General features: G+C 59.7%; 24 protein-coding genes. All 24 read left to right on the forward strand.

Going from position 1 to position 12,647, the window contains the following annotated elements; genetic code table 11:
- Nucleotides 1-77, forward strand: a 77-nt coding sequence (locus tag AC1RT2_RS19515) for an EF-Tu C-terminal domain-related protein (protein ID WP_130520932.1), incomplete at its 5' end; no start/stop codon positions are given.
- A gap of 188 nt (nt 78-265) precedes the next feature.
- Complete coding sequence (rpsJ, locus tag AC1RT2_RS19520; protein ID WP_003507767.1) at nt 266-574, forward strand: 30S ribosomal protein S10; 309 nt, start codon at nt 266-268, stop codon at nt 572-574.
- A 168-nt stretch (nt 575-742) separates the two neighbouring features.
- On the forward strand, nt 743-1,426 hold the full coding sequence (gene rplC / locus AC1RT2_RS19525; RefSeq protein ID WP_069059035.1) for a 50S ribosomal protein L3: 684 nt from the start codon (nt 743-745) through the stop codon (nt 1,424-1,426).
- A gap of 12 nt (nt 1,427-1,438) precedes the next feature.
- Nucleotides 1,439-2,059, forward strand: a complete 621-nt coding sequence (rplD, locus tag AC1RT2_RS19530) for a 50S ribosomal protein L4 (protein WP_069059034.1) — start codon at nt 1,439-1,441, stop codon at nt 2,057-2,059.
- Entirely contained in the window at nt 2,056-2,349 is a 294-nt protein-coding gene (locus AC1RT2_RS19535) for a 50S ribosomal protein L23 (RefSeq protein WP_069059033.1), read from the forward strand. Before rplD ends, AC1RT2_RS19535 begins: the two co-directional genes overlap by 4 nt.
- 29 nt (nt 2,350-2,378) lie before the next feature.
- Complete coding sequence (gene rplB, locus AC1RT2_RS19540) at nt 2,379-3,215, forward strand: 50S ribosomal protein L2 (protein WP_493104600.1); 837 nt, start codon at nt 2,379-2,381, stop codon at nt 3,213-3,215.
- 15 nt (nt 3,216-3,230) lie between these two features.
- Nucleotides 3,231-3,509 (forward strand): 30S ribosomal protein S19, encoded by a 279-nt coding sequence (gene rpsS, locus AC1RT2_RS19545; RefSeq protein ID WP_023517272.1) that lies wholly within the window; start codon nt 3,231-3,233, stop codon nt 3,507-3,509.
- 2 nt (nt 3,510-3,511) lie between these two features.
- Nucleotides 3,512-3,901: a 50S ribosomal protein L22 gene (rplV, locus tag AC1RT2_RS19550; protein WP_069059031.1), complete on the forward strand. Its 390-nt coding sequence runs from the start codon at nt 3,512-3,514 to the stop codon at nt 3,899-3,901.
- A complete protein-coding gene (gene rpsC / locus AC1RT2_RS19555; protein WP_069059030.1) occupies nt 3,901-4,635 on the forward strand; it encodes a 30S ribosomal protein S3 in 735 nt (244 codons plus the stop codon). Before rplV ends, rpsC begins: the two co-directional genes overlap by 1 nt.
- A 38-nt stretch (nt 4,636-4,673) precedes the next feature.
- Complete coding sequence (gene rplP, locus AC1RT2_RS19560; RefSeq protein ID WP_069059029.1) at nt 4,674-5,087, forward strand: 50S ribosomal protein L16; 414 nt, start codon at nt 4,674-4,676, stop codon at nt 5,085-5,087.
- Between the two features lie 12 nt (nt 5,088-5,099).
- Entirely contained in the window at nt 5,100-5,300 is a 201-nt protein-coding gene (gene rpmC / locus AC1RT2_RS19565) for a 50S ribosomal protein L29 (RefSeq protein ID WP_069059028.1), read from the forward strand.
- A gap of 13 nt (nt 5,301-5,313) precedes the next feature.
- Nucleotides 5,314-5,550, forward strand: a complete 237-nt coding sequence (rpsQ, locus tag AC1RT2_RS19570) for a 30S ribosomal protein S17 (protein WP_069059027.1) — start codon at nt 5,314-5,316, stop codon at nt 5,548-5,550.
- Between the two features lie 236 nt (nt 5,551-5,786).
- Nucleotides 5,787-6,155, forward strand: coding sequence for a 50S ribosomal protein L14 (rplN, locus tag AC1RT2_RS19575; protein WP_003495199.1), 369 nt, complete (start codon nt 5,787-5,789; stop codon nt 6,153-6,155).
- Between the two features lie 12 nt (nt 6,156-6,167).
- Nucleotides 6,168-6,479 carry a 50S ribosomal protein L24 gene (rplX, locus tag AC1RT2_RS19580; RefSeq protein ID WP_069059026.1) on the forward strand — a complete coding sequence of 104 codons (312 nt, stop codon included), beginning with the start codon at nt 6,168-6,170 and terminating at the stop codon, nt 6,477-6,479.
- The gene (gene rplE / locus AC1RT2_RS19585) at nt 6,472-7,029 is read left to right on the forward strand and encodes a 50S ribosomal protein L5 (RefSeq protein WP_069059025.1); all 558 of its coding nucleotides are present in this window, start codon (nt 6,472-6,474) and stop codon (nt 7,027-7,029) included. Before rplX ends, rplE begins: the two co-directional genes overlap by 8 nt.
- A 34-nt stretch (nt 7,030-7,063) precedes the next feature.
- Nucleotides 7,064-7,369, forward strand: a complete 306-nt coding sequence (gene rpsN / locus AC1RT2_RS19590; RefSeq protein WP_069059024.1) for a 30S ribosomal protein S14 — start codon at nt 7,064-7,066, stop codon at nt 7,367-7,369.
- Nucleotides 7,370-7,381: 12 nt separating this feature from the next.
- Nucleotides 7,382-7,780: a 30S ribosomal protein S8 gene (gene rpsH / locus AC1RT2_RS19595; protein WP_069059023.1), complete on the forward strand. Its 399-nt coding sequence runs from the start codon at nt 7,382-7,384 to the stop codon at nt 7,778-7,780.
- Nucleotides 7,781-7,822: 42 nt separating this feature from the next.
- Complete coding sequence (gene rplF, locus AC1RT2_RS19600) at nt 7,823-8,356, forward strand: 50S ribosomal protein L6 (RefSeq protein ID WP_069059022.1); 534 nt, start codon at nt 7,823-7,825, stop codon at nt 8,354-8,356.
- 12 nt (nt 8,357-8,368) lie between these two features.
- Nucleotides 8,369-8,731, forward strand: a complete 363-nt coding sequence (rplR, locus tag AC1RT2_RS19605) for a 50S ribosomal protein L18 (RefSeq protein WP_069059021.1) — start codon at nt 8,369-8,371, stop codon at nt 8,729-8,731.
- A 124-nt stretch (nt 8,732-8,855) separates the two neighbouring features.
- Entirely contained in the window at nt 8,856-9,422 is a 567-nt protein-coding gene (gene rpsE, locus AC1RT2_RS19610; protein ID WP_069059020.1) for a 30S ribosomal protein S5, read from the forward strand.
- 13 nt (nt 9,423-9,435) lie between these two features.
- On the forward strand, nt 9,436-9,639 hold the full coding sequence (gene rpmD, locus AC1RT2_RS19615) for a 50S ribosomal protein L30 (RefSeq protein ID WP_069059019.1): 204 nt from the start codon (nt 9,436-9,438) through the stop codon (nt 9,637-9,639).
- Between the two features lie 11 nt (nt 9,640-9,650).
- Nucleotides 9,651-10,130, forward strand: coding sequence for a 50S ribosomal protein L15 (gene rplO / locus AC1RT2_RS19620; RefSeq protein WP_069059018.1), 480 nt, complete (start codon nt 9,651-9,653; stop codon nt 10,128-10,130).
- Between the two features lie 413 nt (nt 10,131-10,543).
- Nucleotides 10,544-11,884: a preprotein translocase subunit SecY gene (secY, locus tag AC1RT2_RS19625; RefSeq protein WP_069059017.1), complete on the forward strand. Its 1,341-nt coding sequence runs from the start codon at nt 10,544-10,546 to the stop codon at nt 11,882-11,884.
- Nucleotides 11,881-12,465: an adenylate kinase gene (locus AC1RT2_RS19630; RefSeq protein ID WP_444801767.1), complete on the forward strand. Its 585-nt coding sequence runs from the start codon at nt 11,881-11,883 to the stop codon at nt 12,463-12,465. Before secY ends, AC1RT2_RS19630 begins: the two co-directional genes overlap by 4 nt.
- The last annotated feature ends 182 nt before the right edge of the window (nt 12,466-12,647 follow it).

Genomic DNA, 12,647 nt, shown 5'->3' on the forward strand with positions numbered 1-12,647 from the left:
AAGAAAAGCTGCGCTTCGCAATCCGTGAAGGCGGCCGCACCGTCGGCGCCGGCATCGTCGCTTCGATCGTCGAGTAAGACATAAGGCTTAAGGCCGCTGAAATAGGAAGGGCAGGGTGTTATCCTGCCCCTCCGGTCTTTGATAATTTAGCGGACTGGCCTTTCGGCATTGTGTTTTCGTGCGTGTTCCTTTAAGGCAACCGCAGAATCAAAAAACGCGTATTCTCAAGAGAATCGCGCGGATAACGAACTAAGGAAAAAGTCGTATGAACGGCCAGAACATCCGCATCCGCCTCAAGGCGTTTGACCACCGGATCCTTGATGCCTCCACGCGTGAAATCGTGTCGACGGCAAAGCGCACCGGCGCAAGCGTCCGCGGCCCCGTTCCGCTCCCGACCCGTATTGAAAAGTTCACTGTCAACCGCTCGCCCCACGTGGACAAGAAGAGCCGTGAACAGTTCGAGATGCGCACGCACAAGCGCCTGCTCGACATCGTAGATCCGACTCCGCAGACCGTCGATGCTCTTATGAAGCTCGACCTTGCGGCCGGTGTAGACGTAGAGATCAAGCTCTAAGTCCGGCGTAAGCCGAAATAACAAGGAAGGTACGTGGCGTAAGCCGACGTCTTCTGAAAACGGGAAACCCGACGGCTAGAAAGCCCGAGTGGAATCCTTAAACCAAGAGGCATGAAGGGGCTCCCGCTCACGGGAATACCCCGACAGGACTTCTAAGAGGATTGAACCATGCGTTCAGGTGTGATTGCACAGAAAGTAGGGATGACTCGCGTCTATAATGACGCAGGTGAGCATATCCCTGTTACAGTATTGCGACTGGATAACGTCCAGGTCGTTGCCCAGCGTACGCAGGAGAAGAACGGCTACACGGCCGTCCAGCTCGGCGCCGGCACCTCCAAGGTGAAGAACACGGTCAAGGCACTTCGTGGCCAGTTCGCCGCTGCAAGCGTTGAGCCGAAGGCGAAGCTCGTCGAGTTCCGCGTCTCGGAAGACAACCTCATCGACATCGGCGCAGAACTGACCGCCAGCCACTTCGTGGCAGGTCAGCTCGTCGACGTTACCGGCACCACGATCGGTAAGGGTTTTGCCGGTGCCATGAAGCGCCACAACTTCGGTGGTCTTCGTGCAACGCACGGCGTTTCCGTCTCGCACCGTTCGCACGGTTCGACGGGTAACAACCAGGATCCGGGCAAGGTCTGGAAGGGCAAGCGCATGGCTGGTCATATGGGCCAGACGCGCGTCACCACCCAGAACCTCGAGGTCGTTTCGACCGACGAAGAGCGTGGTCTCATCCTCGTCAAGGGCGCAGTCCCGGGCTCCAAGGGCGCCTGGATCGTCGTTCGTGACGCCGTCAAGTCCGGCACCCCGTCCGACGCTCCGCGTCCGGCCGCCGTGCGCGCCGCAGCTAAGTAAGGGAGCCTGATCATGGATCTCAAAGTCACGACCCTCGAGGGGAAGGACGCCGGCAAGGTCTCCCTTTCCGACACGATTTTCGGCCTTGAGCCGCGTGAGGACATCATTGCCCGCGTCGTTCGCTGGCAGCTCGCCAAGAAGCAGCAGGGCACCCACAAGTCGAAGGGCCGCGCGGAAGTTTCCCGCACCGGCGCCAAGATGTACAAGCAGAAGGGTACGGGTCGCGCTCGTCACCATTCGGCACGTGCTCCGCAGTTCCGCGGCGGCGGCAAGGCCCACGGCCCGGTTGTTCGCAGCCACGCCCACGACCTGCCCAAGCAGGTTCGCGCTCTTGGCCTGCGTCATGCGCTCTCGGCCAAGCTGAAGGCTGAAAACCTGATCATCATCGACGATCTGGTTGCTTCCGAAGCAAAGACGAAGGCTCTGGCTGGCGTTTTCGCGTCGCTCGGCCTCACCAACGCCCTCATCATCGGCGGCGCAGAACTTGACGGCAACTTCAAGCTCGCAGCACGGAACATCCCGAACGTGGACGTTCTGCCGATCCAGGGCATCAACGTTTATGATATCCTGCGCCGCGGCACGCTCGTTCTGTCCAAGGCTGCTGTAGAAGCCCTCGAGGAGCGGTTCAAATGACGGATCTTCGCCACTACGATGTGATCGTATCTCCTTCGATCACCGAAAAGTCGACGCTGGTCTCCGAACACAACCAGGTCGTCTTCAACGTTGCCAAGCGCGCCTCCAAGCCTGAAATCAAGGCTGCAGTGGAAGCACTCTTCGGCGTCAAGGTCACGGCTGTGAACACGCTCGTCCGCAAGGGCAAGATCAAGCGTTTCCGCGGCTTCGCCGGCCGGCAGGGAGATGTCAAGAAGGCTATCGTCACGCTTGCTGACGGTCAGTCCATCGACGTCTCCACCGGGCTCTAACGGGCAGTCGGCTGAAAGGAAACAGAAAAATGGCATTGAAACACTACAACCCGACCACCCCGAGCCAGCGCCAGCTGGTCATCGTCGACCGGTCGAGCCTTTACAAGGGCAAGCCCGTCAAGGCTCTGACCGAAGGTCTCTCCAAGAGTGGTGGCCGTAACAACCTCGGTCGCATTACCGCCCGCTTTATCGGCGGTGGCCACAAGCGCACCTATCGTCTCATCGACTTCAAGCGTCGCAAGTTCGACGTCGAGGGCACGGTCGAGCGTCTGGAATACGACCCGAACCGCACCGCGTTCATCGCACTGGTGAACTATGCCGATGCCGAGCAGGCCTACATCCTGGCGCCGCAGCGCCTGGCCGTTGGCGACAAGGTCATCGCGTCCGGCGCGGCGGTTGACGTCAAGCCCGGCAACACCATGCCGCTGCAGTACATCCCGGTCGGCTCGATCATTCACAATGTTGAAATGAAGCCGGGCAAGGGTGGCCAGATCGCCCGTTCCGCCGGCACCTTCGTTCAGCTGGTCGGCCGCGATCAGGGCATGGCGATCCTTCGCCTGAACTCGGGCGAACAGCGCCTGGTTCACTCGTCCTGCCTCGCGACGATTGGCGCCGTATCCAACCCGGATCACGGCAACATCAACGACGGCAAGGCCGGTCGCACGCGCTGGCGCGGCAAGACCCCGCATAACCGCGGCGTCGTCATGAACCCGGTCGACCACCCGCACGGTGGTGGTGAAGGCCGCACCTCCGGTGGTCGTCACCCGGTATCCCCGTGGGGCAAGCCCACCAAGGGCAAGCGTACCCGCTCGAACAAGTCGACCGACAAGTTCATCATGCGCTCGCGCCACTTGAAGAAGAAGTAAGAGAGGTAGTCAGGAATGGCTCGTTCAGTATGGAAAGGCCCGTTTGTTGACGGCTATCTTCTCAAGAAGGCTGAGAAGGTTCGTGAAGGCGGTCGTAGCGAAGTGATCAAGATTTGGAGCCGCCGCTCCACGATCCTGCCGCAGTTCGTTGGACTGACCTTCGGCGTCTACAACGGCAGCAAGCACATCCCGGTGGCCGTCAACGAAGACATGGTTGGCCACAAGTTTGGTGAATTCGCTCCGACCCGGACCTATTACGGTCACGGTGCGGACAAGAAGGCGAAGAGGAAGTAACGATGGGTAAGGCTAAAGCCGAACGTCGGCTGAAGGATAACGAGGCGCAGGCCATCGCGCGCACGATCCGCGTCAGCCCCCAGAAGCTCAACCTGCTTGCTGCGCTCATCCGCGGCAAGAAGGTGGACAAGGCTCTCGCTGAGCTTGAATTCTCGCGCAAGCGTAGCGCTGAGACCGTCAAGAAGACGCTTGAATCTGCTATCGCCAACGCAGAAAACAACCACGACCTCGACGTGGACTCGCTGATCGTCGCGGAAGCGTATGTCGGCAAGTCGATTGTCATGAAGCGTTTCCACGCCCGTGGCCGCGGTCGCGCATCGCGGATCGAGAAGCCTTTCTCGCATCTCACGATCGTCGTCCGTGAAGTCGAAGCCAAAGGGGAGGCCGCATAATGGGTCAGAAGATTAATCCAATCGGTTTCCGCCTCGGCATCAACCGTACCTGGGACAGCCGTTGGTTCGCCGACAACGCCGAATACGGCCAGCTGCTCCATGAAGACCTGAAGATCCGCGCTTTCGTCATGGAAGAGCTGAAGCAGGCCGGTATCGCCAAGGTCGTCATCGAGCGTCCGCACAAGAAGTGCCGCATCACGATCCACTCGGCTCGCCCGGGTCTGATCATCGGCAAGAAGGGTGCAGACATCGAAAAGCTTCGCAAGAAGCTTGCCGCGATGACGAACTCTGAAACGCACCTCAACATCGTTGAAGTGCGCAAGCCGGAAGTCGACGCGACGCTCGTCGCGCAGTCGATCGCCCAGCAGCTCGAACGCCGCGTGGCTTTCCGCCGTGCGATGAAGCGCGCTGTTCAGTCCGCAATGCGTCTTGGCGCCGAAGGCATCAAGATCACCTGCGGTGGTCGTCTCGGCGGCGCAGAAATTGCCCGTACGGAATGGTACCGCGAAGGTCGCGTTCCGCTTCACACGCTGCGTGCAGACATCGACTACGGTACGGCTGAAGCCAAGACCGCATTCGGCATCTGCGGCATCAAGGTCTGGATCTTCAAGGGCGAAATCCTTGAGCATGACCCGATGGCCTCTGAGCGTCGCGCAAGCGAAAGTGACAGCCAGGGCCCCGCCAGCCGCGAACAGCGCGGTGATCGTGGCGACCGTCGTCGTGAAAACGCGTAACAGTCGCGTTTGGCAGCCAATATCGGAGAAGTAAAAAAATGTTGCAGCCAAAGCGTACCAAGTACCGCAAGCAGTTCAAGGGCCGCATCAAGGGTGTCGCCAAGGGCGGCTCCGACCTCGCTTTCGGCGAGTTCGGCTTGAAGGCTCAGGAACCTAACCGCGTGAACGCTCGCGAGATCGAAGCGGCTCGCCGCGCGATCACCCGTTACATGAAGCGTGCCGGTCGTGTGTGGATCCGCGTGTTCCCGGACGTTCCGGTCACCGCAAAGCCCACCGAAGTCCGCATGGGTAAGGGTAAGGGTTCGGTCGAATACTGGGCGGCCAAGGTCAAGCCTGGCCGTATGATGTTCGAGATCGACGGTGTTACCGAGGAGATCGCCCGTGAGGCGCTTCGTCTCGGCTCGGCCAAGCTCTCGGTCAAGACGCGCTTCGTACAGCGCATTGCAGAGTAAGGGGCAGAAGCTATGAAAGCCGTAGACGTTCGGGCGCTCAGCGCCGATCAGCTCAACGACGAGCTTGCCAAGCTGAAGAAAGAGCAGTTCAACCTGCGCTTCCAGAAGGCGACAGGCCAGCTCGAGAAGACCTCGCGTATCAACGAAGTCCGCAAGGACATCGCGCGCGTCAAGACCATTGCCCGCCAGAAGGCGGCAGAAGCCAAGGCCTAAGGACCAGAAAAAGATGCCGAAACGCATTCTGCAGGGCACTGTAGTCAGTGACAAGAACGACAAGACCGTTGTCGTTCGCGTCGAGCGCCGCTTTGCCCACCCGCTGCTTCAGAAGACCGTTCGCCGGTCGAAGAAGTACAAGGCGCATGACGAAACCAACCAGTTCAAGGTTGGCGACGTCGTTTCCATCGAGGAATGTGCGCCGATCTCCAAGGACAAGTGCTGGACCGTCGTATCGGCCCAGGCTTAAAAACATCAGATTAACCGCCAGGCTCTTGCTTCTGGCGCGAATCTCTGTATGAAGCAGCGTAAGGACGCTCGGAATCGCGAGCGTTCTTTTGCTTTGAGCGCACGGAAGGTCCATCGGTTCGCCGACGTGGAAACCACCTTGGCAACACACCATCCCGCGCGAAGACATGAATTTCCATAAGCTGGAACAGGGGGCTAACACCCAACCGGTCCGGTAAAACAAGAAGGCGACCTGACATGATTCAGATGCAGACTAACCTCGACGTCGCGGATAATTCCGGCGCACGTCGTGTCATGTGCATCAAGGTTCTGGGCGGCTCCAAGCGCAAGTACGCTTCGGTCGGCGACATTATTGTCGTCTCGATCAAGGAAGCCATCCCGCGCGGCCGCGTGAAGAAGGGTGACGTGATGAAGGCGGTTGTTGTTCGCACCGCCAAGGACATCCGTCGCGCAGACGGCAGCGTGATCCGTTTCGACAACAACGCAGCCGTCCTGATCGACAACAAGAAAGAGCCCATCGGCACCCGTATCTTCGGACCGGTTCCGCGCGAACTTCGCGCAAAGAACCACATGAAGATCATCTCGCTGGCTCCGGAAGTACTCTAAGGAGCGATGGCTATGCAAAAGATTCGTAAGGGCGACAAGGTCGTCGTACTCACCGGCAAGGACAAGGGCCGTACCGGTGAAGTTGTTCAGGTCATGCCGAAGGAAGACCGTGCGGTCGTCAAGGGTATCAACCTGGTGAAGCGTCACCAGCGTCAGTCCCAGACCCAGGAAGCCGGCATCATCACCAAGGAAGCTTCGATCCATCTGTCGAACATCGCGATCGCCGACCCCAAGGACGGCAAGCCGACCCGCGTCGGTTTCAAGGTCGAGGGTGACAAGAAGGTTCGTGTTGCAAAGCGTTCGGGAGTGTCGATCGATGGCTGACACCAAGTATGAGCCCCGGCTCAAGAAGGATTATGTCGAGCGTATTCGCCCGGCGCTGAGGGAGCAGTTCTCCTACGCCAACGAGATGCAGATCCCGCGCCTCGACAAGATCGTCATCAACATGGGTGTTGGCGAATCGACGGGCGACTCGAAGAAGCCGACTGTTGCGGCTGCCGACCTCGCAGCGATCGCCGGCCAGAAGCCGGTCATCACGCGCGCTCGTAACTCCATCGCGGGCTTCAAGCTCCGCGAAGGCATGCCGATCGGCGCAAAGGTTACCCTTCGCGGCGCCCGCATGTTCGAATTTCTGGATCGCCTCGTGAACATCGCGCTGCCCCGCGTACGCGACTTCCGTGGTCTGAACCCGAAGTCCTTCGATGGCCGTGGCAACTTCGCCATGGGTATCAAGGAGCACATTGTGTTCCCTGAGATCAACTACGACAAGGTTGATCAGATGTGGGGCATGGACATCATCGTTTGCACGACGGCACCGACGGACGACGAAGCACGGGCTCTTCTGAAAGAGTTCAGCTTCCCGTTCCGCGCCTGATCCGTAACGACAAGCGTAAAGAAGGATAACTGTTATGGCGAAAACGAGCGCAGTTGAAAAGAACAAGCGCCGCCGCAAACTGGTTGCCAATCATGCCGCAAAGCGTGCGGCCCTGAAGGCGATCACTCAGAACCAGGCTCTTCCGATCGAAGAGCGCTTCCAGGCTACCTTGAAGCTCGCTGCGCTGCCGCGCAATGGTTCGAAGACCCGCATCCGCAACCGCTGCGAAGTTACTGGCCGTCCGCGCGCCTTTTATCGCAAACTCAAGATGTCGCGTATTGCGCTTCGTGAACTGGGCAATTCCGGCAAGGTGCCGGGCATTGTCAAGTCGAGCTGGTAAGGAGACGGGCACATGTCAATGACTGATCCTCTGGGCGATATGCTCACCCGCATCCGCAACGGCGCCGCACGCCGCAAGTCGAGCGTTTCCACGCCGGCTTCCAAGCTGCGCGCCCGCGTTCTGGACGTCCTTCAGTCCGAAGGCTACATCCGCGGATATTCGGAAGTCGAATTCGGCAACGGCAAGGCTGAGCTGAACATCGAACTCAAGTACTACGAAGGTGCGTCCGTGATCCGCAAGATCGCTCGCGTCTCCAAGCCGGGCCGCCGGGTCTATGTCTCGGTCAAGTCCATTCCGCAGGTCGCGAACGGCCTCGGCATCACCATCCTTTCGACCCCGAAGGGCGTGATGGCCGATCACCAGGCACGCGAACAGAACGTTGGTGGCGAGATTCTTTGCTCGGTCTTCTAAGACTGAGTAAGGATCTCCATAACGAACAGACAGGATAAAACAATGTCTCGTATCGGTAAGAAGCCCGTTCAGGTTCCCGCTGGTGTCACCGCGACCGTAGATGGTCAAAAGGTCACCGCAAAGGGCCCGAAGGGCGAACTGTTCTTCGTCGCAAACGACGAAGTTTCGGTGAAGCTCGAAGACAACGCTGTTGTCGTACAGCCGATCAACGCATCCAAGGATGCTCGTTCCAAGTGGGGTATGTCCCGCACGATGGTCGAGAACATCTTCAAGGGTGTGAAGGACGGCTACGAGCGCAAGCTCGAAATTAACGGCGTCGGCTACCGCGCGTCGCTGCAGGGCAAGAACCTGCAGCTGGCACTCGGCTTCAGCCACGACGTGGTCTACCAGACGCCGGAAGGCATCTCGATTGTTGTTCCGAAGCCGACGGAAATCGTCATCTCCGGCATCGACAAGCAGAAGGTCGGCCAGGTCGCAGCGGAAATCCGCGAATACCGTGGCCCCGAGCCCTACAAGGGCAAGGGCGTCAAGTATGCCGAAGAGCGGATTGTCCGCAAAGAAGGCAAGAAGAAGTAAGGATCACGCGAAATGGCTAGCAGGAAAGAAGCTCTCGTGCGCCGCGCCAACCGCGTGCGCCGTTCCATCAAGGCGGTCGCCAATGGCCGTCCACGCCTGTCGGTTCATCGCTCGTCGAAGAACATCTACGTACAGGTTATCGATGACGTGGCCGGCAAGACGCTTGCGGCTGCCTCCACGCTCGACACCGATCTGCGCTCGTCCTTGAAGACGGGCGCCGACACGGCAGCAGCCGCTGCCGTCGGCAAGCTCATTGCTGAGCGTGCTGTCAAGGCTGGCGTCAACGAGGTCGTTTTCGACCGTGGCGCCTTCATCTATCACGGCCGCATCAAGGCACTCGCCGAAGCTGCTCGTGAAGGTGGTCTGACCTTCTGATCATCCGGTCGGGCGCCTCGAGCGCCCGCCGACCTCAGTTGGGTATCAGTCGCTTCCATTCCTGAATGGAGGCGATTTTCGTCAATCTGCCGATTGCACCCGGAAAATAAAAAGGAAAAGGACAATGGCACAGGAAAAGCGCGGTCGCGATGACCGCCAGAACCGCGAAGAGCGTGACAGCGAGTTTGTCGACAAGCTCGTCGCGATCAACCGCGTCGCGAAGGTCGTCAAGGGCGGCCGTCGTTTCGGCTTTGCAGCTCTCGTCGTCGTCGGCGACCAGAAGGGCCGCGTCGGCTTCGGCCACGGCAAGGCTCGTGAAGTTCCGGAAGCCATCCGGAAGGCCACTGAAGCCGCCAAGCGCGACCTCATCTTCGTACCGCTGCGCTCGGGCCGCACGCTGCACCACGACGTGCACGGTCGTCACGGCGCCGGCAAGGTTCTGCTTCGCTCGGCCAAGGCCGGTACCGGTATCATCGCTGGTGGTCCGATGCGCGCCGTCTTCGAAACGCTCGGCGTTCATGACGTCGTCGCCAAGTCGACCGGCTCCTCGAACCCGTACAACATGATCCGTGCGACGTTCGACGCTCTCAAGAGCCAGATGCACCCGAAGGACATCGCAGCTCAGCGCGGCATGAAATATGCAACGCTGCAGGCTCGTCGTACGTCCGCCGGCGTCGCTTCCGAAGAATAAGGGAGTTTGATCCATGGCTAAGAAAGAAACCGTATCGAAGACGGTGACTGTCGAGCAGATCGGCAGCCCCATCCGCCGTCCGGCCGTACAGCGCGCAACGCTGGTCGGCCTGGGCCTCAACAAGATGCATCGGGTTCGCACGCTGGAAGACACTCCGTCTGTCCGCGGCATGATCCGTGCCGTCCAGCACCTCGTTCGCGTCGTCGACGAGAAGTGAGGGGATAGATCATGAAGCTCAATGAAATCAAAGACAACGAAGGCTCCACCAAGAACCGTAAGCGCGTAGGTCGCGGTATCGGTTCTGGCTCCGGCAAGACCGGCGGTCGCGGTGTAAAGGGTCAGAAGGCACGTTCGGGTGTAGCCATCAACGGCTTCGAAGGCGGTCAGATGCCCATCTACCGTCGCCTGCCGAAGCGCGGCTTCAACAACATCTTCTCGTCTGACTTCGTCATCGTGTCGCTGGGCCGCATTCAGGTCGCAATCGACGCTGGCAAGCTCGACGGCAAGGCAACTGTTGACGCAGCCGCTCTCAAGGCCGCTGGTGTTATCCGCCGCGTCAAGGACGGCGTTCGCATCCTCGCTGATGGCGAACTGACGGCAAAGGTGACGTTCGAAGTCGCCGGCGCCTCCAAGCCGGCTGTTGAGAAGATCGAAAAGGCCGGTGGCTCGATCAAGCTTCTCTCGGCAGCAGCAGAAGCAGCCGAATAATTCGACGAAAACTTCGCCCGGTGTGCTTCACACCGGGCGATTTTGCTCCCATATGTGAGCCTCACGACGACGCCCGGATTCTCTGGGCCGTTGTTATCCGGAAGAGAAACTACAACGCCGCGCGTCACACGTGATGCACCAAAGTCGCTGTAGAATTTTGAATCTGCTGCATAATTCCTTACATCGATTGCGATTTAAGGAATTATGCAGTGCGGTGAGGCCGGGATTGCTTGACAATCCGCGTTTCAACCGGTTTAGGCTCCATCCGCCAGGTTTGCCGCAACGGCAAAATAGGCACGACGAATTTTAGCATGTGCAATCGGTCCGAGGAGGCCGGGCGCATGTGCCAACGGATCAGCCATTCCGGACCTGGCCGGGCTCCCCGCCGCCGGATCGGCTTCGCGGAGAAATGCATGGCTTCGGCAGCGGAACAACTTGCCTCTAATCTCAACTTCTCGACTTTCGCCAAGGCGGAAGATCTGAAGAAGCGCCTCTGGTTCACGCTGGGCGCGCTGCTCGTCTATCGTCTCGGCACCTATATCCCGTTGCCGGGCCTCAACCCCGAAGCCTTTGCGCAGGCCTTCCGTGGCCAGTCGAGCGGTATCCTCGGCCTCTTCAACATGTTCTCCGGCGGCGCCGTCGAGCGCATGGCGATCTTCGCACTCGGCATCATGCCATATATTTCCGCGTCGATCATCGTGCAGCTGATGACCTCGGTCGTTCCTTCGCTGGAGCAGCTGAAGAAGGAAGGCGAGCAGGGTCGCAAGATCATCAACCAGTACACTCGCTACGGCACGGTGCTGCTCGGCACGCTGCAGGCATATGGCATCGCGGTCGGCCTCGAGAGCGGGGCAGGGCTGGTCAACGATCCGGGCTGGTTCTTCCGTATCTCCACCGTCATTTCGCTGCTCGGCGGCACCATGTTCCTGATGTGGCTGGGTGAACAGATCACCTCGCGCGGCATCGGCAACGGCATTTCGCTGATCATCTTCGCCGGCATCGTCGCCGCCCTGCCGGGCGCGCTGGCCGGTACGCTCGAACTCAGCCGCACAGGCGCGCTGTCGATCGGCGTGGTCATTGCCGTCGTGGTCATGGCTGTCGGCGTCATCGCGCTCATCGTCTTCGTCGAACGCGCCCAGCGCCGGCTTCTGATCCAGTATCCGAAGCGACAGGTGGGCAACCGCATGTTCCAGGGCGATACCTCGCACCTGCCGCTGAAGCTCAACACCGCGGGCGTCATCCCGGCGATCTTCGCGTCGTCGCTGCTTCTGCTGCCGGCAACGCTGGCCGGTTTCTCGAACACCGCGGAACTGCCGTCCTGGGCGACCACCATCATCGCAGCGCTTGGCCACGGCCAGCCGCTCTACATGATGATGTATGCCGGCATGATCGCGTTCTTCGCCTTCTTCTACACGGCCATCGTCTTCAATCCGAAGGACACGGCCGACAATCTGAAGAAGCACGGCGGCTTCATTCCGGGCATTCGCCCGGGCGAGCGCACCGCCGAATATATCGACTACGTGCTGACCCGCATCACGGTCATCGGCGCGGCCTACCTGATGTTCGTCTGTATCCTTCCCGAAATCCTTATCGCGCAGACCGGTGTGCCGTTCTACCTTGGTGGTACGTCGCTTTTGATTGTTGTCAGCGTGACCCTGGATACTGTAGCACAGATACAGGGTCACCTGATTGCTCAGCAGTATGAAGGGCTGATCAAGAAGTCGAAGCTGCGTGGAGGAAAGAGGGGACGATGAGACTGATTTTTCTGGGGCCGCCGGGCGCTGGCAAGGGTACACAAGCCAAGCTCCTGACGGAAAAGCACGGTATTCCGCAGCTTTCCACGGGTGACATGCTGCGGGCGGCTGTTGCCGCCGGCACGGATGTCGGCAAGCGCGCGAAGGCCGTCATGGATGCCGGCCAGCTCGTTTCCGATGCGATTGTCAACGAGATCGTTTCCGATCGCGTTGATTCGGCAGACTGTGCCAAAGGCTTCATCCTTGACGGTTACCCGCGCACGGTTCCGCAGGCCGAGGCCCTCGACAAAATTCTCGCCGGCAAGGGCATCGCCCTTGATGCCGTCATCGAGTTGAAGGTCGACGAGGATGCGCTGGTGAAGCGCATGGAGACTCGCGTGGCGGAAACGCTTGCCGCCGGCGGCACCGTTCGCTCCGACGACAATCCGGAGGCCTTCAAGCGCCGTTTGACGGAATACCGCGAAAAGACTGCGCCGTTGTCGAACTACTACGCTTCGACCGGCAAGCTCCAGACGATCGACGGCATGGCCAATGTCGATGTCGTAACCGCCGAAATCGACGGGATTCTGGAGAAGGCCTGAGAAGCAATGTTCCATCAGGAACTGCTTTAGGGGCTCAAAGCCTAAAAAGGACCGGCCGGGGAGTTGACTTTTTGGCCGATTCCCCCTTAAGACAGCGCCAACTCGCGACATTCCATTGCGATCGGCGCGGACTTCCAAAAAACGAAGTCCGGGTTCGGTCGTTTTCGACATGACCCGAACAT

Source organism: Shinella sp. GW821-FHT11G07 (genome assembly GCF_058808115.1).

What these genes read in the sequence shown, in the direction of transcription:
- rpsS (WP_023517272.1), top strand. Translation starts at nt 3,231, where the DNA reads ATGGCTCGTTCAGTATGGAAAGGCCCGTTTGTTGACGGCTATCTTCTC.
- rplF (WP_069059022.1), top strand. Translation starts at nt 7,823, where the DNA reads ATGTCTCGTATCGGTAAGAAGCCCGTTCAGGTTCCCGCTGGTGTCACC.
- AC1RT2_RS19535 (WP_069059033.1), top strand. Translation starts at nt 2,056, where the DNA reads ATGACGGATCTTCGCCACTACGATGTGATCGTATCTCCTTCGATCACC.
- rplX (WP_069059026.1), top strand. Translation starts at nt 6,168, where the DNA reads ATGCAAAAGATTCGTAAGGGCGACAAGGTCGTCGTACTCACCGGCAAG.
- rpmD (WP_069059019.1), top strand. Translation starts at nt 9,436, where the DNA reads ATGGCTAAGAAAGAAACCGTATCGAAGACGGTGACTGTCGAGCAGATC.
- rplD (WP_069059034.1), top strand. Translation starts at nt 1,439, where the DNA reads ATGGATCTCAAAGTCACGACCCTCGAGGGGAAGGACGCCGGCAAGGTC.
- rplN (WP_003495199.1), top strand. Translation starts at nt 5,787, where the DNA reads ATGATTCAGATGCAGACTAACCTCGACGTCGCGGATAATTCCGGCGCA.
- rplC (WP_069059035.1), top strand. Translation starts at nt 743, where the DNA reads ATGCGTTCAGGTGTGATTGCACAGAAAGTAGGGATGACTCGCGTCTAT.
- rpsH (WP_069059023.1), top strand. Translation starts at nt 7,382, where the DNA reads ATGTCAATGACTGATCCTCTGGGCGATATGCTCACCCGCATCCGCAAC.
- rplR (WP_069059021.1), top strand. Translation starts at nt 8,369, where the DNA reads ATGGCTAGCAGGAAAGAAGCTCTCGTGCGCCGCGCCAACCGCGTGCGC.
- rpsQ (WP_069059027.1), top strand. Translation starts at nt 5,314, where the DNA reads ATGCCGAAACGCATTCTGCAGGGCACTGTAGTCAGTGACAAGAACGAC.
- rpsJ (WP_003507767.1), top strand. Translation starts at nt 266, where the DNA reads ATGAACGGCCAGAACATCCGCATCCGCCTCAAGGCGTTTGACCACCGG.
- rpsN (WP_069059024.1), top strand. Translation starts at nt 7,064, where the DNA reads ATGGCGAAAACGAGCGCAGTTGAAAAGAACAAGCGCCGCCGCAAACTG.
- rpmC (WP_069059028.1), top strand. Translation starts at nt 5,100, where the DNA reads ATGAAAGCCGTAGACGTTCGGGCGCTCAGCGCCGATCAGCTCAACGAC.
- rplV (WP_069059031.1), top strand. Translation starts at nt 3,512, where the DNA reads ATGGGTAAGGCTAAAGCCGAACGTCGGCTGAAGGATAACGAGGCGCAG.
- AC1RT2_RS19630 (WP_444801767.1), top strand. Translation starts at nt 11,881, where the DNA reads ATGAGACTGATTTTTCTGGGGCCGCCGGGCGCTGGCAAGGGTACACAA.
- rpsE (WP_069059020.1), top strand. Translation starts at nt 8,856, where the DNA reads ATGGCACAGGAAAAGCGCGGTCGCGATGACCGCCAGAACCGCGAAGAG.
- rplO (WP_069059018.1), top strand. Translation starts at nt 9,651, where the DNA reads ATGAAGCTCAATGAAATCAAAGACAACGAAGGCTCCACCAAGAACCGT.
- rplE (WP_069059025.1), top strand. Translation starts at nt 6,472, where the DNA reads ATGGCTGACACCAAGTATGAGCCCCGGCTCAAGAAGGATTATGTCGAG.
- rplB (WP_493104600.1), top strand. Translation starts at nt 2,379, where the DNA reads ATGGCATTGAAACACTACAACCCGACCACCCCGAGCCAGCGCCAGCTG.
- rplP (WP_069059029.1), top strand. Translation starts at nt 4,674, where the DNA reads ATGTTGCAGCCAAAGCGTACCAAGTACCGCAAGCAGTTCAAGGGCCGC.
- secY (WP_069059017.1), top strand. Translation starts at nt 10,544, where the DNA reads ATGGCTTCGGCAGCGGAACAACTTGCCTCTAATCTCAACTTCTCGACT.
- rpsC (WP_069059030.1), top strand. Translation starts at nt 3,901, where the DNA reads ATGGGTCAGAAGATTAATCCAATCGGTTTCCGCCTCGGCATCAACCGT.